Source organism: Tardiphaga sp. GW822-FHT04G09 (assembly GCF_058800725.1).
Map to the genome: position 1 here is coordinate 67,845 of NZ_JBXAMO010000010.1, position 26,390 is coordinate 94,234.

General features: G+C 61.6%; 21 protein-coding genes and 1 tRNA gene. 9 read left to right on the forward strand and 13 right to left on the reverse strand.

What is annotated here, in order from left to right:
• Window positions 1-209: 209 nt before the first annotated feature.
• Entirely contained in the window at window positions 210-2,594 is a 2,385-nt protein-coding gene (locus AC1RLZ_RS18370) for a heavy metal translocating P-type ATPase (RefSeq protein ID WP_493189789.1), read from the reverse strand.
• A gap of 49 nt (window positions 2,595-2,643) precedes the next feature.
• Here AC1RLZ_RS18370 and AC1RLZ_RS18375 point away from each other — a divergent pair, with 49 nt between their 5' ends.
• Together AC1RLZ_RS18375 and AC1RLZ_RS18380 are read left to right on the forward strand one after the other, a co-directional pair.
• Entirely contained in the window at window positions 2,644-2,919 is a 276-nt protein-coding gene (locus tag AC1RLZ_RS18375) for a metal-sensitive transcriptional regulator (RefSeq protein WP_371421111.1), read from the forward strand.
• Window positions 2,920-3,174: 255 nt separating this feature from the next.
• Window positions 3,175-5,562, forward strand: coding sequence for a bifunctional diguanylate cyclase/phosphodiesterase (locus AC1RLZ_RS18380; RefSeq protein ID WP_493189790.1), 2,388 nt, complete (start codon window positions 3,175-3,177; stop codon window positions 5,560-5,562).
• A gap of 93 nt (window positions 5,563-5,655) precedes the next feature.
• Here AC1RLZ_RS18380 and AC1RLZ_RS18385 read toward each other — a convergent pair whose 3' ends face one another.
• Entirely contained in the window at window positions 5,656-6,336 is a 681-nt protein-coding gene (locus tag AC1RLZ_RS18385; RefSeq protein ID WP_371421055.1) for an AAA family ATPase, read from the reverse strand.
• A gap of 34 nt (window positions 6,337-6,370) precedes the next feature.
• Here AC1RLZ_RS18385 and AC1RLZ_RS18390 point away from each other — a divergent pair, with 34 nt between their 5' ends.
• Window positions 6,371-6,493: a hypothetical protein gene (locus tag AC1RLZ_RS18390; protein ID WP_371421056.1), complete on the forward strand. Its 123-nt coding sequence runs from the start codon at window positions 6,371-6,373 to the stop codon at window positions 6,491-6,493.
• Window positions 6,494-6,545: 52 nt separating this feature from the next.
• On the opposite strand, the gene AC1RLZ_RS18395 is transcribed toward AC1RLZ_RS18390, so the two are convergent.
• Window positions 6,546-6,953, reverse strand: a complete 408-nt coding sequence (locus tag AC1RLZ_RS18395) for a hypothetical protein (protein ID WP_493189791.1) — start codon at window positions 6,951-6,953, stop codon at window positions 6,546-6,548.
• A gap of 680 nt (window positions 6,954-7,633) precedes the next feature.
• Here AC1RLZ_RS18395 and AC1RLZ_RS18400 point away from each other — a divergent pair.
• Entirely contained in the window at window positions 7,634-8,281 is a 648-nt protein-coding gene (locus AC1RLZ_RS18400; protein WP_493189792.1) for an SGNH/GDSL hydrolase family protein, read from the forward strand.
• A gap of 30 nt (window positions 8,282-8,311) precedes the next feature.
• Here the strand turns inward: AC1RLZ_RS18400 and AC1RLZ_RS18405 are convergent, their stop codons facing one another.
• From AC1RLZ_RS18405 to AC1RLZ_RS18420, 4 genes are all read right to left on the reverse strand, one after another.
• Window positions 8,312-8,542 carry a hypothetical protein gene (locus AC1RLZ_RS18405; RefSeq protein ID WP_493189793.1) on the reverse strand — a complete coding sequence of 77 codons (231 nt, stop codon included), beginning with the start codon at window positions 8,540-8,542 and terminating at the stop codon, window positions 8,312-8,314.
• Window positions 8,543-8,799: 257 nt separating this feature from the next.
• Window positions 8,800-8,876: transfer RNA gene (locus tag AC1RLZ_RS18410), tRNA-His, on the reverse strand.
• 151 nt (window positions 8,877-9,027) lie between these two features.
• Window positions 9,028-9,462 (reverse strand): phasin, encoded by a 435-nt coding sequence (locus tag AC1RLZ_RS18415; RefSeq protein ID WP_493189794.1) that lies wholly within the window; start codon window positions 9,460-9,462, stop codon window positions 9,028-9,030.
• Between the two features lie 270 nt (window positions 9,463-9,732).
• A complete protein-coding gene (locus AC1RLZ_RS18420; protein ID WP_493189795.1) occupies window positions 9,733-10,104 on the reverse strand; it encodes a phasin in 372 nt (123 codons plus the stop codon).
• A 366-nt stretch (window positions 10,105-10,470) separates the two neighbouring features.
• On the opposite strand from AC1RLZ_RS18420, the gene AC1RLZ_RS18425 reads away from it, so the two are divergent.
• Window positions 10,471-13,725, forward strand: a complete 3,255-nt coding sequence (locus tag AC1RLZ_RS18425; protein ID WP_493189796.1) for a PAS domain-containing protein — start codon at window positions 10,471-10,473, stop codon at window positions 13,723-13,725.
• A gap of 16 nt (window positions 13,726-13,741) precedes the next feature.
• On the opposite strand, the gene AC1RLZ_RS18430 is transcribed toward AC1RLZ_RS18425, so the two are convergent.
• From AC1RLZ_RS18430 to AC1RLZ_RS18440, 3 genes are read right to left on the reverse strand one after another with little or no spacing between them, the layout of a single operon-like run.
• Window positions 13,742-13,891 (reverse strand): hypothetical protein, encoded by a 150-nt coding sequence (locus tag AC1RLZ_RS18430; protein WP_493189797.1) that lies wholly within the window; start codon window positions 13,889-13,891, stop codon window positions 13,742-13,744.
• A gap of 34 nt (window positions 13,892-13,925) precedes the next feature.
• The gene (locus AC1RLZ_RS18435; RefSeq protein WP_493189798.1) at window positions 13,926-15,260 is read right to left on the reverse strand and encodes an ATP-binding protein; all 1,335 of its coding nucleotides are present in this window, start codon (window positions 15,258-15,260) and stop codon (window positions 13,926-13,928) included.
• Window positions 15,257-15,922 carry a response regulator transcription factor gene (locus AC1RLZ_RS18440; protein ID WP_493189860.1) on the reverse strand — a complete coding sequence of 222 codons (666 nt, stop codon included), beginning with the start codon at window positions 15,920-15,922 and terminating at the stop codon, window positions 15,257-15,259. Before AC1RLZ_RS18440 ends, AC1RLZ_RS18435 begins: the two co-directional genes overlap by 4 nt.
• A gap of 363 nt (window positions 15,923-16,285) precedes the next feature.
• Between AC1RLZ_RS18440 and AC1RLZ_RS18445 the strand changes: the two genes are divergently transcribed.
• The 3 genes from AC1RLZ_RS18445 to AC1RLZ_RS18455 all read left to right on the forward strand — a co-directional run bounded on the left by AC1RLZ_RS18445 (window position 16,286) and on the right by AC1RLZ_RS18455 (window position 21,568).
• Complete coding sequence (locus tag AC1RLZ_RS18445; protein ID WP_493189799.1) at window positions 16,286-18,592, forward strand: TonB-dependent receptor; 2,307 nt, start codon at window positions 16,286-16,288, stop codon at window positions 18,590-18,592.
• 170 nt (window positions 18,593-18,762) lie between these two features.
• The gene (locus AC1RLZ_RS18450) at window positions 18,763-19,779 is read left to right on the forward strand and encodes a Fe(3+) ABC transporter substrate-binding protein (RefSeq protein ID WP_493189800.1); all 1,017 of its coding nucleotides are present in this window, start codon (window positions 18,763-18,765) and stop codon (window positions 19,777-19,779) included.
• Between the two features lie 148 nt (window positions 19,780-19,927).
• Window positions 19,928-21,568, forward strand: coding sequence for an ABC transporter permease (locus AC1RLZ_RS18455; RefSeq protein WP_493189801.1), 1,641 nt, complete (start codon window positions 19,928-19,930; stop codon window positions 21,566-21,568).
• 5 nt (window positions 21,569-21,573) lie between these two features.
• Here the strand turns inward: AC1RLZ_RS18455 and AC1RLZ_RS18460 are convergent, their stop codons facing one another.
• From AC1RLZ_RS18460 to AC1RLZ_RS18470, 3 genes are all read right to left on the reverse strand, one after another.
• Window positions 21,574-22,638, reverse strand: coding sequence for an AI-2E family transporter (locus AC1RLZ_RS18460; RefSeq protein ID WP_493189802.1), 1,065 nt, complete (start codon window positions 22,636-22,638; stop codon window positions 21,574-21,576).
• Window positions 22,639-22,807: 169 nt separating this feature from the next.
• On the reverse strand, window positions 22,808-23,458 hold the full coding sequence (locus tag AC1RLZ_RS18465) for a 3-oxoacid CoA-transferase subunit B (protein WP_493189803.1): 651 nt from the start codon (window positions 23,456-23,458) through the stop codon (window positions 22,808-22,810).
• Window positions 23,459-23,486: 28 nt separating this feature from the next.
• Window positions 23,487-24,191 carry a CoA transferase subunit A gene (locus AC1RLZ_RS18470; protein WP_068728766.1) on the reverse strand — a complete coding sequence of 235 codons (705 nt, stop codon included), beginning with the start codon at window positions 24,189-24,191 and terminating at the stop codon, window positions 23,487-23,489.
• Window positions 24,192-24,456: 265 nt separating this feature from the next.
• Here AC1RLZ_RS18470 and AC1RLZ_RS18475 point away from each other — a divergent pair, with 265 nt between their 5' ends.
• A complete protein-coding gene (locus AC1RLZ_RS18475) occupies window positions 24,457-26,385 on the forward strand; it encodes an AsmA family protein (protein WP_493189804.1) in 1,929 nt (642 codons plus the stop codon).
• Window positions 26,386-26,390 lie beyond the last annotated feature (5 nt).

Here is a 26,390-nt window from a genome sequence, read left to right on the forward strand (position 1 = left end):
CGAAGTCTCAGTAATCCCTCTTGGAAGGTGATTGTGTCGGCCTCTCGAGGCCAATACCTCAAAGCCGGACTCGTTTGAGTCCGGCTTTTTTTTTGATTTTGCAGGATGGATAGAGCGCAGGCGCATTTCGCGCCGGAGCAAAACCCATCACGACAGTGCGTGTGATTGATGGGTTTCGCGAAGACGCTCTACCCATCCGACACTTTCATCTAGTCCAGCTTTACCTTCGCCAGGCGCAGCGCATTCCCGATCACACTCACCGACGACAGGGCCATAGCTGCCGCGCCGACCATTGGCGACAGCAGGATGCCGAAAATCGGATACAGCACACCGGCAGCAACCGGCACCCCAGCCGCATTGTAGATAAAGGCGAATGTCAGGTTCTGACGGATATTGCTCATCACAGCCTTTGATAGTGTGCGCGCGCGTACCAGCCCCATCAGATCACCGGTCAGCAACGTCACGCCAGCGCTCTCGATCGCCACATCGGTGCCCGTTCCCATGGCAATACCGACATCTGCAGCGGCGAGCGCCGGCGCATCGTTGACGCCATCGCCGACCATGGCGACGCTGCGGCCTTCGTTGCGCAAACGCATGACCACGTCACTCTTGCGCTCGGGCAATACACCCGCCTCGACCTCGTCGATCCCCAGCGTCCTGGCGACGGCCTTGGCTGTCGTCGCATTGTCGCCGGTAAGCATCACGATGCGCAGACCGTCGGCGCGCAGCTTCTTCAACGCGTCCAGCGCCGATGGCTTCACGGGGTCGGCAATTGCCATCACCCCGGCGACCTTCCCGTCGACGGCAACGAAGATGGCAGTCGCACCATTCTGCCGCGCCAGCTCGGCGACACCGTCAGAGCGGGTCGTATCCACCTTCAATTCGCTCATCAACATCGCATTGCCCAGCGCAACACGCTTGCCATTGACGACGCCTGACGCGCCTTTGCCCGATGGCGACGCGAAGTCACTGGTATCGCTCAGCGTCACATTGCGTTGCTTTGCTTCGTTGACGATGGCCTGCGCAAGTGGGTGTTCGCTCGAACGCTCGATGCTCGCGGCAATCTGCAGAAGGTCGCCCTCGTTGAACCCGTCCGCGGGCATGATGCTGACCAGCTTCGGCTTTCCCTCCGTCAGCGTATCTGTCTTGTCGATCACGATAGTGTCGATGCTTTCCAGCCGCTCCAGCGCCTGCGCATCACGCACGAGGATGCCGGCATGGGCACCGCGGCCGACGCCGACCATGATCGACATGGGTGTTGCGAGACCGAGCGCACAGGGGCACGCGATGATCAGGACGGTGACCGCAGCAACAAGCGCAAACGAGAGCCGCGGCTCCGGCCCGAATGTCGCCCAGGCGATGAATGCCATCACCGCCGCGGCCAGCACAGCCGGCACGAACCAGCCGGCGACACGATCGGCGAGGCGCTGGATCGGCGCACGCGAGCGCTGTGCCTTGGCGACCATGTCGACGATCCGCGACAGCATCGTATCGCGGCCGATCTTGTCAGCCCGCAGCACGAGGCCGCCGCTCTGGTTGACGGTGCCGCCGATGACGCGCCCGCCCTCAGCCTTGCTCACCGGCATGGACTCGCCGGTCACCATGGATTCATCCACCGACGAACGCCCCTCGGTAACGACGCCGTCGACCGGAATCTTTTCGCCCGGGCGTACGCGCAACAGATCGCCGATAGCGATCGCATCGAGGGCGACGTCCTCATCACCGTCCTTGCCAACGCGCCGCGCGGTCTTCGGCGCAAGACCGAGCAGCGCCCGGATCGCACCCGACGTTTGATTGCGCGCGCGCAATTCGAGCACCTGCCCAAGCAGGACGAGAACAGTGATGACCGCTGCCGCTTCGAAATACACGGCGACGGCGCCGTGATGATCGCGGAACGCGGCGGGAAATACGCCGGGTGCAAAGGTCGCGACCACGCTGTAGATCCAGGCAACGCCGGTACCCATGGCGATCAGCGTGAACATGTTGAGATTGCGCGTCACCACCGAGCGCCATCCGCGCTCGAAGAACGGCGCTCCGGCCCACAGCACCACCGGCGTCGCCAGCACGAACGAAATCCAGTTCGACGTTGTTGGCGACACCAGCTGCATCAGGCCGAGATGCGCGCCCATTTCCAGCACAAATACCGGCAGGGTCAGCGCCAGTGCAATCCAGAAGCGCCGGGTCATATCGATCAGTTCGGGATCAGGCTTGTCGTCGAGCGAGACCTGCTCCGGCTCCAGCGCCATGCCGCAGATCGGACAACTGCCGGGTCCTTCCTGGCGAATCTCCGGGTGCATCGGGCAGGTGTAGATGGTGCCGGCCGGCGCCGGCGGCGCGGCCTCCTTCGGCTTCAGAAAACTCTCGGGATCCGCATCGAACCGCTCGCGGCAGCGCGCGCTGCAGAAGAAATACTCATGGCCCTGATAGATCAGGCGGTTCTTGGCGGTCGCGGGATCGACGGTCATGCCGCAGACGGGATCGAGCACTTTGGCCGACGCAGCCTCGGCGTGATGGTGGTCGTGGGAACAGCATGCGCCATGCTTGTGACCGCCATGGGCAGCGTGCCCCGCATGCGTGTGAGTTGTCTCTGCCATCGCGACCTCGCCTCTTGAAACATATACCCTATGGGGGTATATGGACTTCATGCGCGACGAGATCAAGACATCCTGTTTAAAACGCCTCAAACGGATCGAGGGTCAGGTTCGCGGCCTTGCCGGCATGGTCGAGGCCGACCGCTATTGCATTGATGTGGTTACGCAGATCGCCGCAGCCCGCGCAGCGCTGCGGCGCGTCGAGGAGGAGATCCTGCGCGATCACGTCGCGCATTGCGTGGAGCACGCGATCTCGTCAGGCGACAAGGCCGACCAACGCCGCAAGATCGCCGAGTTGATGGACGTGGTCAGCCGCGTCGATCGATGACGCCGACGCCACGCCCTTCTGCGATGTCGCAAGACAGTTGATCAATCGTTACGGTTTTTGCGCGGTGAGGGTGTCGGTCGAATTCGACCACACGCTTAAGTCACCAGGAACTCGCGGATATTCGAATAATTTACGACGGGCTAAACATGCGCGGCGGGCGCATGAGAACACCAAGCATCGGTATTTACGTGTCTTTACGTACTTGTATCTAACGTCCCGCGCAATTGCGGTAGTCCCCGCGCGCGGTACCTGTACATGCTTACAATCTATAACTGCATCGCCAATGCCCACGATTTCCGGCTCGTCGGACTCGCGGCCATGATCTGCACCATCGCGTCCCTCGCTGCAATCAACCTGCTCCGTCATGCGCGAAGCGCCACAGGCCAGATGCGCCTCGTCTGGCTCGCGGTATCGGCGATCTCCACGGGCTTCGGCATCTGGGCCACGCATTTCGTGGCGATGCTGGCGTTCTCGCCGGGGATGCCGAGCGGCTACAATATCGTACTCACGGTCGTCTCGCTGATCGCCGCGCTGCTGCTGACCGGCGCCGGCCTTGCCCTGTCGCTGATCCCGAACTTCCGCGCCGGCGCATGGATCGGCGGCGCCATCGTCGGGGGCGGCATCGCGGCAATGCATTACATCGGCATGGCCGCCTTCGAACTTCAGGCCCGCATTCACTGGGACATAACGCTCGTCATCGTCTCGATCGTATTGGGGGGCGTGCTCGGTGCGATCGCGCTTCCGGTAGGGCTGCATGGAACCACCCTGCGCCGAAAGATCGGCGGCGCGTTGCTGCTGACGCTCGCAATCTGCAGCCACCATTTCACCGCCATGAGCGCGGTTACGATCATCCCTGATCCGGCCATCTCCGTCTCGCCGCTGACCATTCCTGCCGGATGGCTCGCGCTTGGCGTCTCATTGATCAGCTTCGCCATCATTGGCCTGGCGCTGGCCGGTATCGTGCTGGATATCCGTGATCGCCGCCGCTCCGATCTCGAAGCCGACCGCATGCTTGGTCTCGCCAATGCTGCCGTCGAAGGTCTACTGGTCTGCGACGGCGAGACCATCGTCACGGTCAATACGTCCTTCGCCGCGTTGGCGGGATCGCCTGCTGACTTCCTGATCGGAAAACGGCTCGAGCACTGCTTCCCCGATGGAGCGATGCGAACTCGTATCATGAGCCAGCCGGACAAATCGGTGGAAGCGAGCCTGCGGCAGCGCAACGGCAAGACGATCCCGGTTGAGTTGATCCTGCGTGGAATCGACTTTGCGGGGACGCCACATCAGGTCATCGCCGTACGTGACCTTCGCGAACGCAAACAGGCCGAGCAGCACATCCGCTATCTCGCCCATTACGATTCCCTGACCGGACTACCCAATCGCGGCACGTTCCATGATCGCATCGATCAGGAGATTGCGACACTATCCAAGGGCCGCTCGCTCGCCGTGCTCGCGCTGGATCTCGATCAGTTCAAACAAGTCAATGACCTGTTCGGCCACGCCGCTGGCGACAAGGTCCTCAAGAGCGTAACGGCGCGCATCACCGCACTGCTTGGCGAAGGCGAGATGATGGCGCGTCTTGGCGGCGACGAGTTTGCCATTCTCTTGCCGAACCTGACCTCGCCCGCAACTGCGAGTCAATTCGCCGACAGAATACTGGAAGCATTCCGGTGCAAGGATGCCACCCTCGAACTCGGCAGCGTCACCACCAGCGTCGGCATTGCGCTCTATCCCAACGACTCCAGCGACCGTAATACATTGCTCGCCTGTGCCGACACCGCGCTCTACCGCGCCAAATCCGAAGGCCGCGCGGCCTGGCGTTTCTTCGAACCTGCAATGGGGGAAGCCGTGCGCGATCGCCGGCTGCTCGAACACGACCTGCGCAACGCTATCGACGCCAATCAGTTGAAAGTGGTCTATCAGCCTCAGGGCACCATGGAGTCGGGTCGCGTGATCGGCTTCGAGGCGTTGCTGCGCTGGAACCATCCTGTTCGCGGCAATATTCGGCCCGACATTTTCATTCCGATCGCGGAAGACACCGGCGCCATTCTCGAGATCGGCGAATGGGTGCTTCGCGCTGCCTGCCGTGAAGCCGCGACCTGGAAGCAGCCGTTGACCATTGCGGTCAATGTCTCAGCGGTTCAGATCTATCACGATAGTTTTGTCACGACCGTTCATGAGATCTTGCTGGAAACCGGCCTGCTGGCGAGCCGCTTGGAACTGGAGATCACCGAGACCGCGCTGGTCCGCGACTTCGATCGCGCACTGCTGACGCTACGCCGTATCAAGGCGCTTGGCGTTCACATCGCCATGGATGATTTCGGCACCGGCTATTCGTCGCTGTCGAACCTGCGGGCATTCCCGTTCGACAAGATCAAGATCGATGGATCGTTCATCAAGTCGGTCAATACGAACAGCCAGGCAGCGGCCATCGTGCGCGCCGTCCTCGGCCTCGGCCGCGGGCTTGGACTGCCGGTCCTCGCCGAAGGCGTGGAAACCGAAGCGGAGTTCGCATTCCTGCGCGACGAGAAATGCGACGAGGTGCAGGGCTATCTGCTCGGCCGTCCGGCCGACATAGACAACTTCCTTGAAGTCACCCAAGGGATGACCTCGCCCGCCGGAGATATCGCTATTTCAGCATAGGCGTGAACACCCCACCGTCGCAATCACACCAACAACAAAAAACGCGCGAATGTCTCGCGCGTTTTTTCTGGGATCAACAGAGCAGAACGGCTATCAGGCCGCCTGCTTGTGCATCGCGCCGGTCGCCGATCCGTTGCCGCGAATAGCCTTGATCGAACGTTCGATCGCCGCCCACAGCTTCCCGATCTCGCCAGCTGCGCGACCTTCTGCCTGATATTCACGGGCACCCTCGCCCTCGCCGAGTGCGAGCAGGAGATCTGCGCGGTTGGTGATCTGACCCGACCACACCGGAGCCTTGAACTTGGCGAGTGCTTCGCGGGCGATTGCCACGATACGGCTTTCGGAATCGTCACGGCGTGCGGGTGCACCGTTGATGACAACCGCATAGGGCTTGCGGGCGGAGCGGCAACTCTGAATCGTAGCCTGCACCGCGTCGACGTCGAACACGCCGGGGCGCGCAGGGATGATCACCATGGTTGCGTTCTTGATGGCATCGTCGACTACAGCCGATGTATTCGGCGGCGTGTCGATGAACACCCATTCGAAACCGTCACGCTTCGCTGCGGCAACCATTTCGGTCACGCTGCGATTTGCGCTCTTCAGCGGTGGTTCATTTGTGCCCCGCAGCTTGTGCCACAGCGTCAGCGAACCTTGCGGATCTGCGTCGATGAGCAAGCAAGGCTTGGTGGATTTATGAACCTGAGCAGCAAGATGTGCAGCCAAGGTACTCTTCCCTGAACCGCCTTTACGCGATGCGAAAACTATGACGTTCATATGTTGGCCTCCAGATTGACCCCAGGAGGCGAAAATGAATCAGTCTGCTGATTCGTTAAAGTCATATTTAGGCGCATTTCAAGGATATGTGCCTGATTTGTTTGGAATGTTGGTTTTTGAGTCACACAGTGCGGCGCAACAGGCCCAAAATGAGTGAGGTGTAGTACGCTTGCCGCCACTTTGTCGCACTCTGGTATCAAATTGGACGGTCAAATCTTGCTATCAGCGTCTTTCGAACGTGTTGAGTCCGGGCCGCTGATAACAATGCCTTTCGCACGCTGACGTTCGATCCATTTACGCTCAAGCCAGCCGAGAAATTGCGCCACCGGTTTTTCCAGCGGCGGGATATCCTGCGCAATGAGGATGAGTCCGAGCGGCAACATCCAGAGGCCAAGCACTGGAAGAATGCTGAAAATCCCGCCGATAATGAGCAAAATACCAAGCGGAAATCGAACCAGCTTCGATGAGGGCTTGCGCAACCAACCTACAAATCGAGCCGGTCCGGGCGGAAGTTTGGTTTCGAACCAGGCAAGGTGCCGATTGAGCTCGGCCTTGTAGTCGATATTGGTTTCACCGCTCAAAATAACTCTCCTCATCGTCCAGAGATGTTGCGTCATGCCGTGATATCCAACGTGTCAATTTGTCCCGGGTTCACTTTTTTGCCACGATTGGCGGCGGTGCTGCGCCCCGACAGGCAAGATTACGCCGCTACATGCGCCGCGACTTGCTTACTGAACATCAGCAGAAGCAAAAGCGATGATTGGTCAACTCGCGCTGGCCGGCCTCTTCGCCTTTCGCGATTTGGCAGCGGGTCTGCGCGCGCTGACCGGCGTCGCCCGGGCTGCCGGCTCACGGAAAAATTGCGCGCAGCCTGGGCTCAATTGCGCGCGCTTCTGGACCATGCAGGCCGTCACGCGATCGACATCGGGAATGGCTGCGCTGCAGAGTCGAAAGGCATCGCCGCTGCAAAGCTGCTGTTGATCCTGGGTATAGGCTTGTGACGGCGTCGCGAAGAACGACGCGCCCATCATGACTGACATGGCAAACCACCCGCTCAAAATTCCTGGACGTACCTTCATAGGCCCCCCTGGTTGCACATTATCCCGGGAGTGTCGGAGACGATTGCCCGCTTGGCAAGGCGGACGCGGCAGCGATCGGGCTTGCCTTCGCGCCTGCCCTGTAGTTTCTCCCTGACATCGCGACACCTTTGCCCCGTCGCAGCCTCGCGTGAGAGACGGTCCAGCATGAACAGTGAGACAAAAGCAATGCTCCGAACCTGCGCAGGCGGTTCACGATCGTGAACTGGACCCGTGTTGGCATTGTAGGCTTCGTGGGATTGTGCGTCTGGGCGGCATGGCCAAAGGGCAACGACGCAACTCCGCCACGACCGTTGCTGATCAGGGCAGCTTTGAAACAGGTCGATGATCCCGTCATCATCCTCGGTGACAGCATCGTCCAGCGCGCAACCTTCCCCCGTGCAGTCTGCGGTCGGCCGATCGTCAATGCCGGAATCGACGGATCGACCACATCCAGCGGTCTCGACGCCATGCTGACAAAAGCACTTGGCGGGAAGCAGGCCGCCATGGTCGTTATCTCCCTCGGACTCAACGATGCTGCGGTCCCTGTGAGCGCCGAGTTGTACAGCACCAACTATCTCGCTTTGCTCGCGGCGCTGAAATCCACGGCCCCACGAATGGCCATCGCGACCGTGACGCCCGTTGAAGCCGGCAAATCCGAAAGCACTCGCATCAACGATCAAACGATCGACAGCTACAACGCGTTGCTGCCAACCATCGCCGGCGATGCTGGCGCGAGCCTTGTCACCATCCCGTCCATGCCAGCGAAATACACAACCGACGGCGTTCACCTGAACGATGCCGGCTATGCGATCTGGACCAAGGCAGTTCTTAGCGGGGTCAGCGAGGTCCTCTGCAAAGGCAAATAGTAGCGAAGGCGATCAACGCAGGAGGCCGCCTCAGGCCTCGTTGACGCCAACGCCGCGCTTGTCGAGCAACAGTTGCCCTTTCGACGTGATCGCGAATTTCGGCCCCGCTGCCGGCTTGGCTTGATCGATTACCTCGACAAGGCCCTGGGCGATCAGCCCGTCAAGCACCGCGCGTTTATCGGCATCGAGATTGAGCCCGGAGGCGCGCGCGATGTCGCACATCACCGCAATACCTGCATTGCTGATGTCAGTGTCGATCATGATTGCCTCCTGTCGTTCGGAAGCCAACGGGGCCACGGCAATCGAGTTCCACGATCCGCCCGAAGCGCGCGGCATTTGCGACGTCGCGTTGCCAGAGGGCGGGCCGTATGTGCGGAAATCCTGCAGCCCCGAGCAGATCGTGGCCACGCCGAATGATCTGAGCGCCGCTCCGACGTCACCAGCCTGACCCGAGCGGCCAGACATTGCGCAACCCAAAGCAGCGGCTCCGCTATCATCAGCTAAATGATTGATTTGTATGGTACAGTTGGCTGGCCTCGAACCAGCGACCTCCTGCTCCACAAACAGGCGCTCTAACCAACTGAGCTACAACTGCATCCTTGACCGGCCCCAAAACAGGGGGTCCCGAACAGGCGGGAAACTAGGTGCAACGCATCACTTTGGCAAGGCCGCGATGCGCGATTTTTGGCGCAAACAAAAGCCCGGGCTTGCGGCCCGGGCTTCGGTCATTTGACGGTGCAATCGGCTCAGGCGGCCGGCTGGAACAGCTTCGAGGCGCCGGTCTTGATCGGTTCGGCGGTCTCGGAGGCGATCTTCTGGCCGAGTTCAGCGAGCTGCTTGGTCTGACCGGCAAAGGTCTCGAGCTGGCTGCGCGCAAAACCGGCCCACAATTCCATCACCTGGGACGGCGACTTCACGCCGATCAGCGACTGGGCGAAGTCGAAGCCCGCATTGGTGTTGGTCTTGGCAATGTCGAGCAGCTTGGCCGAATACTCGGCAGCGCCCTTGGAGGCCGTGCCGAACACGGCTTCGACCGTGCTGTTATGGGTCTCGGCAGCGTCCTTGAGCTTGGCGTAGCCCTCGCGCGCCTGCGAAACGCCCTTTTCGGCGAAAGCGCGGACCTGCTCCGGCACCTGGAACGGAATAACGGAAGATGAGAACGGATCGGTCGATTCGGCCATAACGTGCATCCTTCGTGGTGGGGTGAAACCAATAAACCCGCGGAGGCTGCGGAAGGCATCGGTGCCTTTCATCAACTGGCGGGAAACAGAGCGGCATCGCCATCAGCGATGCGCCATTGTGCTTACAGCAATATCATGTCGGAATTGTGCGACGCAACAGAATATTGCACCGCAGAATCGCATGAGACCCTGGCCCGCATGCGCCTCCCATGTCATGGAACTTGCGATCGCTCGATCACGGCCAGCAAAACGGAGAGCGCATGGGTTCGATCAGGTCTTGGGCTTCGCAGCTTCCATCGCAGCGCGGCTCATGATCTGGCCCATTTCGCTGGCCTGCTCCGCCAGCGACTTCATCTGTGACTGCACATATTCGCTGTGGAGCCGCATGACGTCGCCAAGATCCTTGGCGTGCAGCAACTGCTGGGCATAATCCAGCGACGCTGCGACATTCTTTTCGGCATAGGCGATCGCCTTGGTGCTGACATCCTTGGCGCCGGCGCGCACGGTCTCACCGCGATTTTCGATCGACGAAGCCGTGCTCTGTGCACTGGCAAGAAACTTCTCGAATGCCTGCTTGGCCTGGTCAAAGCTGGCTTCGGCCATTGCGCGCATTTCCTTCGGAATCTCGAATTGGTCGGTCATGTCCCGCTCCATTGTGCATTGACGGAGCCGTCCACAGCCCCGTCTCCCGTGTCACCACTGCAATCTAGCCGAGCTTGGCATCGCCGGTGTGACGCGGCGGTCCCGTCCTCGTCCAATCCCATCGTGGACCTTTGTTTTTGTTTTGCAACTGCCAACGCATGGCGCTGCCCTTCGGTTCGGTAGGATAGCGAACCCTCGGAGCGGGTTAACGTTATTGCTGCTTTAGCCTGCTGGAATGGCTGGCGGACGTGGACCTGCGTGCCGCCGCGGGCGATACTAACGAAATATTAACGATGTCATCGTTTGGCCCGTAATCTGTGACGCGGATACCGGACGGACGCCCAACGAGTCAGTCATGAAGTGCCGATGAACAATGCGGATTTTCAGTTGCGGGGCGTCGGCGATGCACGGCTGGCAGTGCACGCCACCAGCAACCAGCCGGTCTGGCTGTGGTCGCTCGACGGCACCCGCGTGCTGTGGGCCAATCCGGTCGGCGCGCGGCTGTTCGGTGCCCGTAATGCAGCGGACCTGTTTGCCAGGACTTTCGGGCCCGCCGATACCCATCGCCGCCAGATAGCCCTGCTGGGCTCGCGGCTGCCGGCCAATGGCACGATGCGACTGGAGCGCTTGCGCGGCTTCGGCGCGGCGCTGGGCAGCTTGATGACCTGCGCCTGCTCGCAGCTTGAATTTCCCGATGGCGGCAATGGCATTCTCGTGATCGCAGTGGAGCCGCTCGGTGGCCGCGGCATGCCGCTGGTGGAACGACTGCAAAACCTCGTCGAGGGGATCGACACGCCGATCGCCGCCTTTGCACGCGACGGCCTGTTCGTCGGCGCCAACGAAATGGCTCGGGCGCTGCTTGGTTTTCGCAATCTCTCCGATGCCGGCCTCGATCACGCACGCGACGGCGCGCTGAAGGACGGCCGCATCGAAACCCCGATCGGCTTCGGCCGCATGGTGCTGCAACGCGTGGGCAGCGGCGCCGACGTCGGGCTGGTCGCGCTGATCGCGCCGGGCGCTGTCCATCCGGCGCCTCGCGAAGAAGAACTCGAGGCTCCGGCAGAACCGGAAGCCAGCGGTGAACCACAGCGCGCTCCTGCAGAGCCAAGCGAGTTGTTCGTCGAATTCGATCAGGCCCCCGAGGCGGCGCACCTGAACGAACATACCATCGACATCGACGCTCCGATCGAATCTGGCAACACCGATGCCGATCGCGCCGCGCATTTCGAAGACGTGATCGCCGAAACCATCGCACATACCGACGCACCGACTGATGCGCAGTCGCCGGCCGTCGAAGCGGTTGCCGACCAGCCTGCGTCCGTTGCGCTGCCGGGAATCGAACCGCGCACGACACCACTCCGTTTCGTATGGCAAATCGATGCGGAGAAGCGTTTCACCCTGAACTCTGACGAGTTCATCCACCTGATCGGCCCGCACACAGCGGCAAGTCTGGGTCGCAAGTGGAACGATCTCACAGCCGAGTTCAATCTCGATCCCGATGGCCACGTCGTCAAGGCGATGGCCACGCAGCAGACATGGAGTGGTATCACGCTGCTCTGGCCGGTAGATGGCGGTGGCCGCCTGCCTGTCGAACTCTCTGGCCTGCCGCTGTTCGATCGCGAGCGCAATTTCACCGGCTACCGCGGTTTCGGTGTTTGCCGCGACCTCGATGGAATGACACGGCTCGCCGAGCAACGTCGGCATGATCACGTCAGCGCCCCACCGCCCCGACCATTATCCGCCGATGTCGCGCAGGCCGGCCCTGTCGGCGACAATCTCGATGAACCGATTGCCCTCACCACCAACCCGATACCAGAACAGACACCACCGCCAACCACACCGGACAGCACCGTGCAACCACCCGAGAACGTCGTGCCATTTCGACCAGGCGATCCCAGATCGCCGGCACTGACGCCTGTCGAGAACAGCGCCTTCAACGAGCTTGCGCGGCAATTGTCGGCGCGGCTCGAGTCGGAGACGGGATTGATCACGAACACAAACACGTCCGAACCGGAGAGCACAGAAGACGATGGGCATGATCATGCGGCGACGGCGCAGGATTCATTCTCGTCGGCCGGTGCAACTTCGCAGGCCGCGTGGCTGACAACACCACCGGCGCCGCCGCGCGGCGAGATGATGCGCGACAAGATCCTGCTCGACCTGATGCCGGTCGGCGTTCTGATCTATCGGCTCGATCGCCTGCTGTTTGCCAATCCCGCATTCCTCGCCCGCATGAACTATCCGACCCTGAACGCGCTGGAGGAAGCGGGTGGCCTCGACGCGCTGTATGTCGGAGCTGACGTCTCTTCTACGGCCAGCACCTCCGATGATGGCACCGCCGTGACAATCTCGGCCGGCGACAAATCCGGCGGCATGGCGCCCGCCGAAGCGCGCCTGTACACCATTTCATGGGACAACGAACCAGCGCACGCGCTGATTTTCTCTCCGCCTAGGGCGGAGCCTGCCGAAATAGCTGCACCTGTCGCGGATGTGCCATTGCCCGGCGGTCATATCGACGCCGAAGAACTCGCCACGATCCTCGATACGATGGCCGAAGGCGTCATCATGTTCGACGCCGAAGGCAACATCAATTCCTGCAATCGCAGCGCCGAGGCGCTGTTCGGCTATAGCGGCGAATTGCTGACGCAACGCAATGTGACGGACCTGTTCGCAGCAGAAAGCCGCCGGGTGGTGCTGGACTATCTCGAGAGCGTCAAGGAAGCCGGCGTGGCTAGCCTGATGGATCATGGTCGCGAGGCCCTGGGCCAGGTCCGCGCCGGCGGCCTCGTGCCGCTGTCGATGACCATGGGCCGCACACGCTCCGATGGGTCGAACTTTTTTGCCGTGTTCCGCGACCTCACACAGACGAAGAAGACCGAAACCGAACTGTTGAATGCACGCCGCCAGGCCGATCGTGCGGCAACCGCCAAGGCGGATGTGCTGGCGCGGATCAGCCATGAAGTCCGCACGCCGCTGAACGCCATCATCGGCTTCGCGGAAGTGATGGTCGACCAGCGTTTCGGCCCGCTCGGCAACGAGCGCTATATCGAATACATGAAAGACATTCGCGCCTCGGGCGAGCGCGTCATTGCCATCGTCAACGACCTGCTCGATCTGTCACGCATCGAGACCGGCAAGATCGACCTCGCTTTCACCACGCAGAACCTCAACGAGATGGTGGAACAATGCGTTGCGGTCATGCAACCGCAGGCCAATCGCGGCCGCATCATCATCCGCACCTCGCTGGCGCATCTGCTCCCGACGGTCGTTGCCGATGCCCGCGCGCTGCGGCAGATCACGCTGAACCTGATCGGCACTTCGATCCATCTCGCCAATGCCGGCGGCCAGGTGATCGTCTCCACCGCATTGTCGGATCTCGGTGAAATCGTACTACGCGTCCGCGACACCGGTCACGGCCTCAACGACAACGAGCTCGCCGCCGCGATGGAGCCGTTCCGGAGTACGACCCCGTCCGATCAATCATCGGAGAGTTCGGGTGTCAGCCTGTCGCTGACCAAGGCGCTCGTCGAAGCCAACAATGCGCGCTTCCAGATCAAGACCGCGCCGAGTTCAGGCACGCTGATCGAGGTAGCCTTTTCGAATGCCGCGGTGAAGGCCTGATTGGCCGTCACCGGTTTCAGCGGCTGAGCGCCATCGCCGCGTCGGAACGGCGTGGCTTGCGATAGCCGATCAGCAGCGGGCCGAATGAGACGGCAAAGCCGATAAAGTCCGCGCCCCACGTCAATGCCGCAACATGGAGCAGCAACGTGGTGCGTGAGGCATGCACTGCCTGGCGATGGCGACGGCGATGCGTAACCCGCCTACGCGGCTTCGGGCCGCCTGACGTCGTTCAAAACATTGCCGAGCGGAATCGAAACAGCCGCTCTCACGCCCTGTGCGTTGCTACGATTTCCGATATCGAGACGGAAACCGTTACGATCCGCCGCCGTCCGGGCAATCGCCAGTCCAAGCCCTGTGCCATCGATATCCATCGGCGCCGCACGGAAGAAGCGGTCGTAGAGATACGGCACGGCGGATTCCGGTATTCCACATCCGCTGTCGATCACTTCGATGACGAGATCCGTTCCCCGGCGCGCAGCCTTGATGCTGACCGTGCCGCCGGAGCGCGTATAACGCACCGCATTGTCGAGCAGGTTCGAGACGATCAGCCGGAGATCGGCGGCACGAACATTCAGATCATCACGCGTCCCCGGCACGATCTCGAGCGAGACGCCCTTGGCCTCGGCGATGGAAACAAAACCTGACACCACCAGTCGCACGAAGGCCTCCGCGTCGACGACTTCGGCTTCGCGTTCGATGTCGGCATCGGCGCGAACCATGGTCATCAACTGGTTGACCGAATAGGAGGCCCTTCTAATTCCGTCGAGCAGATCCTGCGCGATCTCACGTTCAGGCGCATCGAGTTCACGCGATCGCAGGTTATCAATCTGGATCTGGAGGGCGGCGAGCGGTGTCCGCAATTCATGTGCCGCGTCGGACACGAAACGGCGCTGCGTCTCCAGCGCCGTTTGGTGTCGTTCGATCAGGGAATTCATGGCTGTCACCAGCGGCGCGACTTCGACCGGCACGTCTTTCAGGCCAAGTGCATCCTTCGCATCGGCACTTCGCTGCCCGATATCCGCCGACAGCGTTCCAAGGCCGGACAATACGCGCTTCACCACCCACCAGATCATCAGCCATGCGATCGGAATGGCGGCGATCAGCGGCACCGCAGCGCCGGCGGCCGCATAGGCGGCAACTTCCTCGCGAGCACTCCAGCGCTGCGAGACCTGGATCGCATGCGTCGCATCGCGCGACCGGAACACGCGCCAGCGTTCCCCACCCGCGGTCACGTCGGCATAGCCGAGTTCCGACTGAAACGGGATATCGACCGAAGGGCCCGAACGATGAATGGGCTGTTTCGACTGATCCCAGATCTGGATCACCAGTTGATCTTCCAGCTCGGCATCGATCCGCGGCTCGATATCATGCCTGAACACCTGGCCTGCCGTGAGCGCGACCTCGTGAAGAGCGTTGTCCTGAAAGCTGTTCACCTCATACTTGACGAAATAATAGGACGTGACCGATGCGGCTGCGCCGACGACCATCAGCAGACCCGTGACATACGTCATCACGGTCTTCCGCAACGACGTCATGCCCCCTCCTTCGTGACCATCCAGCCCGCTCCGCGGACATTGCGGACAATATCCTTACCGTACTTCTTGCGCAGTCCGTGGATCAGCACGTCGACCGCATTGCTCTGGACTTCCTCGCCCCAGCCGTAAATCCGACTCTCGATCTGGCTGCGCGACAATATTTGCCCGGGCCGTTCCATCAAGGCATGAAGAACTGCAAATTCACGCACAGACAGCAGATGCTCGATGTCGCGGAATGTCGCCACCTGGGTCGATGGATCCAGCGTGATCTCCGCGGACGTCATAAGCGATATCACGCGACCATTCGCGCGACGCGTGACTGCGCGTATGCGCGCGAGCAGTACCGGAAGTTCAAACGGCTTGACGATGTAATCGTCTGCGCCGAGATCGAGACCCGCCACCATATCGGACACTCCATCCCGCGCGGTGATGATGAGCGCCGGCGTCGTCATACCGGACTGCCGCTGCGCCTTGAGCACGTCCAGGCCGGACATCCTGGGAAGACCGATATCGATCAGGGCGACCGCATATTCCGACCGGTCCATTGCTGCCAGACCATCGCGACCGTTGCGCGCCCAGTCGACGCTCATGCCGTTCTCGCTCAGGCCGCGCACCAGAGCCTTGCCGAACATGGCGTCGTCTTCGATCAGTAGAACGCGCATCATTCAATCTCGTGCTCGTGCCTACGGCAAATTTGGAAAGCCAGCTCTCGGCGTCTCAGACAGTATCGGAGGCATCCCGATATTCCCCTGCTCCAAGCATCGGTAATACCAGCGCTTGTCCAGCGACTATTAGTTTGGCGCAGGCTGGACGCCACACCTCGTTTAGAACGATTACAAATTAGCTCGACGCCTGTTGGTGCAAAGATCACACACCCCTGGGCATATCCCTCGAAGTTCGATGGATTCTAAACGCCATCTAATTCGCGCCTAATACTCCGGATTGCAGATGTGTCCAAGTGTTTCCGGAGAAGCACAAGGACCGCCGGCATCTGCATGAGCGGAGAATATTTCAGGGGCGTAGTAATGACTTCCAGGACTTCGATCGGGGGACGCAGCACGGCGGCGCGCAAGGCTTTTCTGATTTCGACGAGCGCGGCGGCGATGATCGCGACGGGATTTTGCATCGCAGAGCCGGCGATTGCGCAGAATGCGAATTCCGGCGCATCGACATTGCCGCCGGTGCAGGTCGACGCTCCCAGCGCGCCGCGCGTGCGCCGCGCCCAGCCGCAGCGCACCGCCTCCGGCCGCGTCGCCCGTACGCGCCCCGTTGCGCCGCAGCCGGTTCGCCAGCCGCCCGTGGTCAGCAATCAGGACGCCCGTACCGGACAGTCCGGCTATATCACCCAGAACATTTCGAGCGGCACCAAGACCAACACGCCGTTGATCAACGTGCCGCAATCGGTATCGGTGCTGACCAAGGATTTCATCAAGGATCAGGCCTTCACTTCGATCGGTGAAGCCGTCCGCTATGTGCCCGGCGTGATCTACCATCAGGGTGAGTCGCATCGCGACGACCTCGTTATCCGTGGCCAGCGCAGCAATGCCGATTTCTACACCAACGGCATCCGCGACGACGTGCAGTATTTCCGCGACTTCTACAATCTGCAGCGTCTTGAGGTACTGAAAGGGCCGAATGCGATGATCTTCGGCCGCGGCGGCGGTGGCGGCGTCGTTAACCGCGTGCTCAAGGAAGCCGACGGCACGACGATTCGCGAAGTGACGGTCGGAGGCAGCTCGTATCCGGGCGGCCGGACCTCGGTCGATATCGGCCAGGCCGTCACCCAGGACCTCGCAGTGCGCTTCAACGCCTTTTACGAGAACACCGATAGCTATCGCGACTTCGTCAATCTCGAACGTTACGGCTTCAATCCAACAGTCACCTTTGCGCCGAACGACACCACAAAGGTCAAGCTGAGCTACGAATATCTGCACGACAACCGCACGGTCGATCGCGGCATCCCCTCGCAGGTCCGTCCGGGCGGGGCACTGCCGCAATTCGCCTACAACACCGCCTCCTCGACCTATTTCGGTAATCCGAATGCAAGCTATGCGCTTTCCGACGTCAACATCGCCAATGCCGTGATCGAGCATGATTTCGAGAACGGACTGACCGTGAAAAACTCGTCGCAATTCGCGGACTACCGGAAGTTCTATCAGAACGTCTATCCGGGCGGCGCGGTGAACCTTCCCGGCACCTCGGTCAATCTCAGCGCCTATAACAACGAGACCGACCGCCAGAATCTATTCAACCAGACGGACTTCACCTATCGCGTGAGTACTGGCCCGATCCGCCACACCGTGATGTTCGGCGGCGAGGTCGGCAATCAGAGCGGGCTTGCCTTCCGGCAGAGCGGCTATTTCAACGGCGACACGGCGCAGACCAGCCTCCCCGTTGATCCGCTGAACCCGACGCGGGTTGACCCGGTCGCCTTCCGGAATACCGCGACAGACGCCAACAACACCTACAATCTGAATCTCGGCGCTCTTTATGTTCAGGACCAGATCGAGATTACCCGCTATCTGCAACTGATCGGCGGCCTGCGCTTCGACCACTTCGACCTGTCGTCGCGGGATCGCCGCACCGGCGTAGTCCAGACCCGTACCGACGACCTCGTATCACCGCGCGCCGGTGTGATCGTGAAGCCGGTCGATAACGTCTCGGTCTATTACAGCTATGCGGTGTCCTACTTGCCGAGCTCGGGCGACCAGTTCAGCACGCTCTCACCAGGCCTCGTAATCGCCGAGCCTGAGAAATTCGTGAACAACGAAGTCGGATTGAAGTGGGATATCCATCCACGCCTGCAATTCGCCACCGCCGTCTACGATCTGAACCGGACCAACCAGCGTCTGGCGGACCCGAACAATGCCGGCTTTTTCATTACCAGCGGCGCGACCAAGACCCGCGGTTTCGAAGCCTCATTGGCCGGCTACATCACCGATGCGTGGCAGGTGACGGGCGGCTACGCCTATACGGACGCCCAGATCACCGGCGCGAACTCGACAACGGTGCTTCCTGGCAACCGCGTCGGCCTGGTGCCGCTCAATACGTTCTCGCTCTGGAACAAGTACCAGTTCACGCCACAGTGGGCCGCCGCGGTTGGCGTCATCCACTATACCAATTTCTATGCGTCGTCAGACAACACCGTGCTGCTCCCCGAATGGACCCGGGTCGACATAGCCGTATTCTTCAAATTGAACGAGATGTGGCGCGCGCAGCTCAACATCGAGAATCTGCTCGACCACCGCTACTTCGCGACTGCGGACGGCAATAATAACATCACGCCTGGCTCGCCGCGAGTATTCCGGTTGTCGGCAACTGCCAGCTTCTAGAACCGTGCATGACCGCGGACCGCAGGTAAGTCGTTGCCTGCCTGCGGTCCGTCCCATCAATCTGGAATAGGTCTAATATGTGGGCCGCGCGACGTTACGTCGCTGACGTCCGAAAGACCTCTGCGTTATTCCAGTTGCCATCGCATATCGCCCCTTGCCGGAGCCATTTCATGATCAAGCATCACGCCCTTGCTACCGCCGTCGTTTTCGCTGCCCTCGGTGCATCCGCGCTGCAGGCTGCCGAAGAGGTCAATGTCTATACCTATCGCGAAACCAAGCTGGTGCAGCCGATCTTCGAGGCCTTCACCAAGGACACCGGCGTGAAGGTCAATGTGATCTCCGCCAGCTCCGGCCTTGAGCAGCGCATGAAGGCCGAGGGCGCCAACAGCCCGGCTGACGTGCTGCTCACTGTGGATATCGGCCGCATCGACGAAGCCGTGCAGGCTGGCGTGACGCAGCCGATGAAATCCGACGTGATCGAGAAGATCGTGCCGGCGCAATATCGCGATCCCGACGGCCACTGGGCGGGCATTTCGATGCGCGCCCGCGTGATCTATGCCTCGAAGGATCGGGTCAAGCAGGACGCCATCACCTACGAAGAACTCGCCGATCCGAAGTGGAAGGGCAAGATCTGCATCCGCTCCGGCCAGCACATCTACAATAACGGCCTGTTCGCCGCCTACGTCGCCAAGCACGGCGAGGCCAAGGCCGAAGAATGGCTGCGCGGCGTGAAGGCCAATCTCGCACAGAAGCCGTCCGGCGGCGACCGCGAGACCGCCCGCGACGTCGCGGCCGGAAAATGCGACCTCGGCATCGGCAACACCTATTACTGGGCACTGATGATGAATGCCGATCCCGACAAGAAGCCATGGGCCGAAGCCACCAAGGTGATCCTGCCGACCTTCGAAGGCGGCGGCACCCATGTAAACCTGTCCGGCGTTTTGCTGGCCAAACATGCGCCGAACAAGGCCAATGCCATGAAGCTGATCGAATGGCTGGTTGGGGAACATGCCCAGCAGGTCTATGCCGACGCAAACTACGAATATCCGGTACGCGCCGGCATCACTGTGAATCCGACCATCGCGGGCTATGGCAAGCTCAATGCCGATCCGATGCCCATCGCCAGGATTGCCGCGAACCGCAAGGCCGCATCGACGCTGGTGGACAAGGTCGGGTTCGATAATTGAAAGTGATTAGCGCGGAGCGCGGACGGGGGAGGAATAGCCGCAAACTCCGAATCCAGCCGCCCCCCTCATCCGTCGCGGACTACGTCCGCGCCACCTTCTCCCACCTAGCGAAGCTCTGCTTCGCGCCGGGGAGAAGGGAGGAAGAAGTGTGACCCTCTCCCGCACCGAACTCGCCGCGACCATCATCGCCGCTGCCACCGCACTTCTCGTGGCAGTGCCCGTGATCAGCATCGCGCTACTCGCGCTGCAGCCGGAGCCAGAGCTTTGGCAGCATTTGATCGCCTATGTTTTGCCACAGGCGCTGCGCGACACGGCAGCCCTCCTGCTCGGCGTCGGTATCGTCACGCTGGCAGTCGGTGCCGGCACCGCATGGCTGATCTCGGCGCACGATTTCCCCGGTCGCGCGCTCATGCTCTGGCTCTTGCCGCTGCCACTCGCGATTCCGACCTATCTCGCCGCTTACGTCTATGTGGACCTGTTCGAGCCACTGGGCCTCGTCCATCGCACGCTGGCAACGACAATGTCGTTGCCAGACGCGATCAGGTGGCTCCCGGGCCTGCGTTCGCTGCATGGCGCCATCTTCGTGATCGGCATCGTGCTGTACCCTTACGTCTATCTCTCTGCCCGCGCGATGTTCCAGCATCGCAGCGCCGATTTTGCTGAAGCCGCGAAGATACTCGGTGCGGATCGCTGGACGACGTTCCGCCGTGTCTCGCTACCGATGGCGCGGCCCGCCCTCGCCGTCGGTCTCGCGCTGGTATCGCTGGAAACGCTGAACGATATCGGCGCCAGCGAATATCTGGGCATTCGTACGCTCACCGTCTCGGTTTTCACGACCTGGCTCAATCGCGGCAGTCTTGCCGGTGCTGCGCAGCTGTCATTGTTCATGCTCGCCATCGTCGCGGTGCTGATCGCCATCGAGCGTTTCGGGCGCCGCGAAGGTAACGTCGAATTTTCATCGGAGAATCCGAGACTGGCACCGCGCACACCGCTGACTGGCTTGCGAGGCTGGCTGGCCTTCACCGCCTGCTTGATCCCCGCCCTACTGGGCTTCACCGTGCCTTTGCTCTATCTGCTGCGCGAAAGCCTGCGCCGCGGCCTGCTGTCGATCGAAACGACGGTTTGGCGCGATGCCGGCCACACCATTGCACTGGCCGCAATTGCCACGGGAGCCGCGTTGCTTCTCGGGCTTGTGGTGATCGTCGCCCAGCGCTGGCGTGTTTCGCGGCTGACCAACCTGTCGATCGCTGTCGCCCAGACCGGCTATGCGCTGCCCGGAACGGTGCTGGCGCTGGGTCTGCTGACGCCGGTACTGTTCATCGATAATGGATTCAGCATGCTCGCCGGATGGCTCGGTCTGGCATCACCCGGGCTGGTCATGGTCGGCTCCGGTGCCGCCGTGGTGATCGCCTATGTGATCCGGTTCCTGGCGGTGCCGACCGGTTTCATCAAGGCCGGCTTCGAGCACATCCCCGTCGATTACGACGACAGCGCCCGCGCCGCCGGCGCGCCGGCAATCACCACGCTGCGCGTGATCCAACTGCCGCTACTGCGCCCTGCACTGCTTGGCGCTGCCATCGTGATCTTTGTCGATTGCCTGAAGGAGCTGCCGGCGACGCTGCTGCTGCGGCCCTTGAACGTCGAGACGCTCGCGACATCGATCTACCAATATGCCAGTCGCGGCAGTTTCGAAGAGGGCGCACTCGCCGCACTGCTGATCGTCGCTGCGAGCATTGGTCCGGTGGTCTGGCTGACGCGCTTTGCAGATGTGCCGCAGGGGCCGGTGTAACGCGCTTACGCGGTCGGGATCTGAACGCTTTTGCGTGACTCCGCAAAGATCGCCCAGGCCGCCACGAACATCGCCGCAATCACGGGACCGACAACGAAACCGTTCAGACCGAGGGCATCGATGCCGCCAAGTGTGGCGATCAGCACCAGGTAATCCGGCAGCTTCGTGTCCTTGCCCACCAGCATCGGGCGCAGGATGTTGTCGACCAGGCCGATGACAAGGAAGCCATAGGCGATCAGGATCACGCCCTGAACGATGGAGCCTGTGGCCAGCAGATAGAGTGCGACCGGCATCCAGACCAGTCCGGCGCCGACCGCCGGCAGCAGCGACAGGAACGCCATCAGCACCGCCCACAGGAGCGCGGCATTGATGCCAAGGATCCAGAAGATCAGACCACCCAGCGCGCCCTGCGCCAGCGCAACCAGAATGCCGCCCTTCACGGTGGCGCGGATCACCACCGTAAACTTCTGCATCAGATCGTCACGCAGGTCCGGCCGCAGCGGAATGGCGTCCTTCACACGCTGCGCCAGCGCCTCACCGTCCTTGAACAGGAAGAACAGCAGATAGAGCATGATGCCGAGATTGATGATGAAGTCGAAAGTGCTCTGACCGATATTCAGCGCCTGCGTGGCGATATACTGGCTACCTTGCATCAGCCCGTTGGAGATCTTCTCCTGCAGGCCTCCGAGATTGGCGATCCCGAAGCGATCGAGCAGACTCCTGGCCCATTGCGGCGCGGCATCGAGAATTTGCTGAAGGAAGCGCGCGAGATTGAATTCGCCGGATTTCATCTTGCCGACGACGACGGCCGCTTCCTGTGCCAGCGATGCACCAACCAGTGTCAGCGGCAGGATCACGATCAGCACGATCAGGCCGACGGTGAGCAGGGCTGCCGAATTCGGATGCGTCGGCATCCGGCGCTCCAGACGCCGGTGCATCGGCGCGAACATGATCGCGATCACGACGCCCCACAGGATCGCGCTGTAGAACGAGCTCATGATCCAGCCGAAGGCCAGCGTGACCACGACGATCAGCAGCAGGAAGAAACGGTCTTCGAGACTCGCGCGCATGCGAATGTAGCTCCTATGCGCAAATGCCCGGCAGTCGCCGGGCATCCAAAGCTCCGAATTCGTAGGATGGGTAGAGCAAAGCGAAACCCATCCAACTGTCACCCGGTGCGCCGGGATGATGGGTTTCGCTTCGGCGCGATCGCGCCTGCGCTCTACCCATCCTGCGGCATCACGTATTGGTCAGCGCGACCCGGTATTCAGCTTCGGTATTGGCCTTCACCTCATCGAGCGTCACGCCGTCGGCAAGCTCGATCAGGGCCATGCCGTCATTGCCGTGCTTGTCGATGGTGAACACCGCCAGATCGGTCACGACCATGTCGACAACACGCTCGCCGGTCAGCGGCAGGTTGCAGCTCTTCAGCAGCTTGGCGCCGTCCTTGGCGGAATGCTCCATCACCACGACAACGCGCTTGACGCCGGCGACGAGGTCCATCGCACCGCCCATGCCCTTCACCATCTTGCCGGGGATCATCCAGTTGGCGAGGTCGCCATTCTGAGCGACCTGCATGGCGCCGAGGATCGACAAGTCGATATGGCCGCCGCGGACCATGCCGAAGGAGTCTGCCGACGAGAAATAGCTGGTGGTCGGCAGTTCGGTGACGGTCTGCTTGCCGGCATTGATGAGGTCCGGATCTTCCTCGCCCTCATAGGGGAACGGACCCATGCCGAGCATGCCGTTCTCGCTCTGCAGCTGAACGTCGACGCCTTCGGGAATGTAGTTCGACACCAGCGTCGGAATACCGATGCCGAGATTGACGTAATATCCGTCGCGCAATTCCTTAGCCGCGCGCGCTGCCATTTGATCACGGGTCCAAGCCATCGTTCTCTCCTGTTTTTGCTTTTGGCGGTTACGCGGGACGCTGACGCGAGGTCACTTTTTCGATCCGCTTCTTGCCGGTACCCACCTCGACAATGCGCTTCACGAAAATGCCGGGAGTGTGGATGTGATCCGGGTCGATCTCGCCGGCCGGCACCAGATGCTCGACTTCGGCAATGGTGATCTTCGCGGCGGTCGCCATCATCGGGTTAAAGTTGCGGGCGGTCTTGCGGTAGACGAGATTGCCTGCGGTATCGCCCTTCCAGGCGTGCACGATCGCGATGTCGGCGAACAGACCACGCTCCAGCATATAGGTCTCGCCGTTGAATTCCATCGTCGGCTTGCCTTCCGAGATCAGCGTGCCGACGCCCGTCTTGGTGTAAAAGCCCGGAATGCCGGCGCCGCCGGCGCGAATGCGCTCGGCCAGCGTGCCCTGCGGGGAGAATTCGAGTTCCAGCTCGCCCGCCAGATACTGCTGGGCGAACAGCTTGTTCTCGCCCACATAGGACGAAATCATCTTCTTGATCTGGCGGGTTTCGAGCAGGCGGGACAGGCCGATGCCGTCAACACCGGCGTTATTGGACACCACGGTGAGGTCCTTGACCCCGGAGTCGCGCAATGCGTCCGACAGGTCCTCGGCAATGCCGCAGAGGCCGAAGCCGCCGGACATGATCATCATGCCGTCCTTGAGAATGCCATCGAGTGCCGATTTGGCGTCGGGGTAGACCTTGTTCATGGGAATCGACCTGATGCAGGAATGCGCTGAGAACCCAGCGGGCGCGGGCGGCTATGTGGTGGATTATTAGGCGGAAACTCCGCGGTAGGTCAATCGCGGGGGACTGCGACCCCATCACCCCTGCTATGGCCTTGAAAGCGTCAAGAAAACCCTTCAAATTGAGGACCTTGGACGTGGGCGCACATGGATGCCGCCCCGCTATGTGTGACCACCAACCAACCCGGATAGTTCATTGACGAGTGCCCAAGGAATAAGACGCCTGGGGATGCCGATTGCGGCGCTCCTGGGTGTTGCGGTGATCGGGCTGTTCGCCATGTCGTGGTTGCTCAACCGCGATACGCTGCGCCATGCCGTGGAATCACAGATTCGCGCCGTGACGGGGCTCGACTTCGTCGTCAACGGCGCGGTGGATGTGTCGGTCTTTCCGGGCAGCTATGTCTCGTTTCACGACGTCGGCCTGAAGGGCGGCGGGTCGATCGATCCTGCTTTGACGGTCGATGTGCTGACGGCCAATCTGCGGCTGCTTCCGCTACTTCTGCAGCGCTTCGAAATCGCCGACATGATGATGCTACGGCCGCGCATCCGCGTGATCCGCGAAACCTCCGGCGACAGCAACTGGACCCCGTTCATCGAATCCATCGCCCGCACCATGAAGCCGGGCGCCGAACAACCGCTGTCCTTCTCCGAAATCCGCATCCAGGACGGCGTGCTGCACTATCAGGACTCGCACAATAGCGAGCGTCTCAGCGACATCGACCTGTCGCTGGCCTGGCCGTCCATCTCGCGCTCATTCGCGGCAACCGGCCAGTTCGACTGGCGCGGCGAGCGGATCGACGGCAGCCTCAGCGTGAGCGACTTCATTGCCGCACTGTCGGGCGAGCGCTCCGGCGTAAAGGCACGCATCGCCGGCGCGCCGATCAAGCTCGCCTTTGACGGCACTGTTGCTAACCGCGCCAGCCTCGTCATGGAGGGCACGCTGACCGCTGACAGCATGTCGCTCCGCAATGCACTGCGCTGGGTCGGCCAGGCGCCGCCCGGCTCGGGCGGTTTCGGCCGCTTTGCCCTCAAGGCGCGTGCCAGCCTCGTGGGCCCGTCGATTGCCCTCACCAACGTCAATGTCGAGCTCGACGGCAACAGCGCCGAAGGCGTCATGACGTACAGCAACACCGGCCGTCAGACGCTGCAGGCGACCTTGGCTGCCGGCGCGCTCGACTTCACGCCCTATGTATCCACCGTGCGACTACTCGCCTCCGGCGCGCGTGACTGGAACCGGCAGTTGTTCGATCTGAACGCGCTGTCCACTACCGATCTCGACATGCGCCTATCGGCCGCCAAGGTCACCGTCGGCTCGTCCGTGCTCGGCCGTACCGCGCTCGGCGCCAACCTGCGCGGCGGCACGCTGGCGCTCTCGGTGGGTGAAGCGCAGATATATGGTGGCATCGTCCGAGGGTCGTTCAACGTTGCGCATTCCGACGCCGTGGCTGACGTGAAAGCCCAGTTCCAGTTCAGCGATGTGGACCTGCAGGCCTGTGCCAGCGATCTGTTCGGCGTCAACAAGCTCACCGGCCGCGGCAATCTCAGCATGATGCTGGAGGCCTCGGGTTCATCGCCGTTCGGCCTCGCGCAATCGCTCGACGGAACCGCGACGCTGACCGGTCATGACGGCGCCATCAGCGGCTTCAACGTCGAACAGTTGCTGAAGCGGCTGGAGCGACGTCCCCTGTCCGGCGCCGGCAATTTCCGCTCGGGTTCGACGCCGTTCAACACGCTCAACATGTCCGTGAAATTCAATGACGGCATCGCCACCGCGCAGGATATCCGGATCGATGGGCCAGCGGCAAAACTGACGCTGACCGGCACCGCGTCGGTGCCGTCGCGCGAATATGACTTCAAGGGCACCGCCAGCCTCAACCCGGCGGCCAACGGCACCGGCGGCTTCGAACTGCCTTTCGTGATCCAGGGCCCATGGGACGATCCGCTGATCTTCCCGGATCCGGAAAGCCTGATCCGGCGTTCGCCCGGCGCAGCTCCCCTGCTTGACGCCGTCAAGGATCGCAAGACCCGCGATGCGGTACGCTCGGTGATCGAACGTTTTACGGGTGTGCCCAAACAGACGCCGGCAACAGAGCCGGAAAAACCCGCCAATACGCCTGCCGCAGCAGCACCTGCGGATGCAGCACCCAAGGCGAACTGACTTTT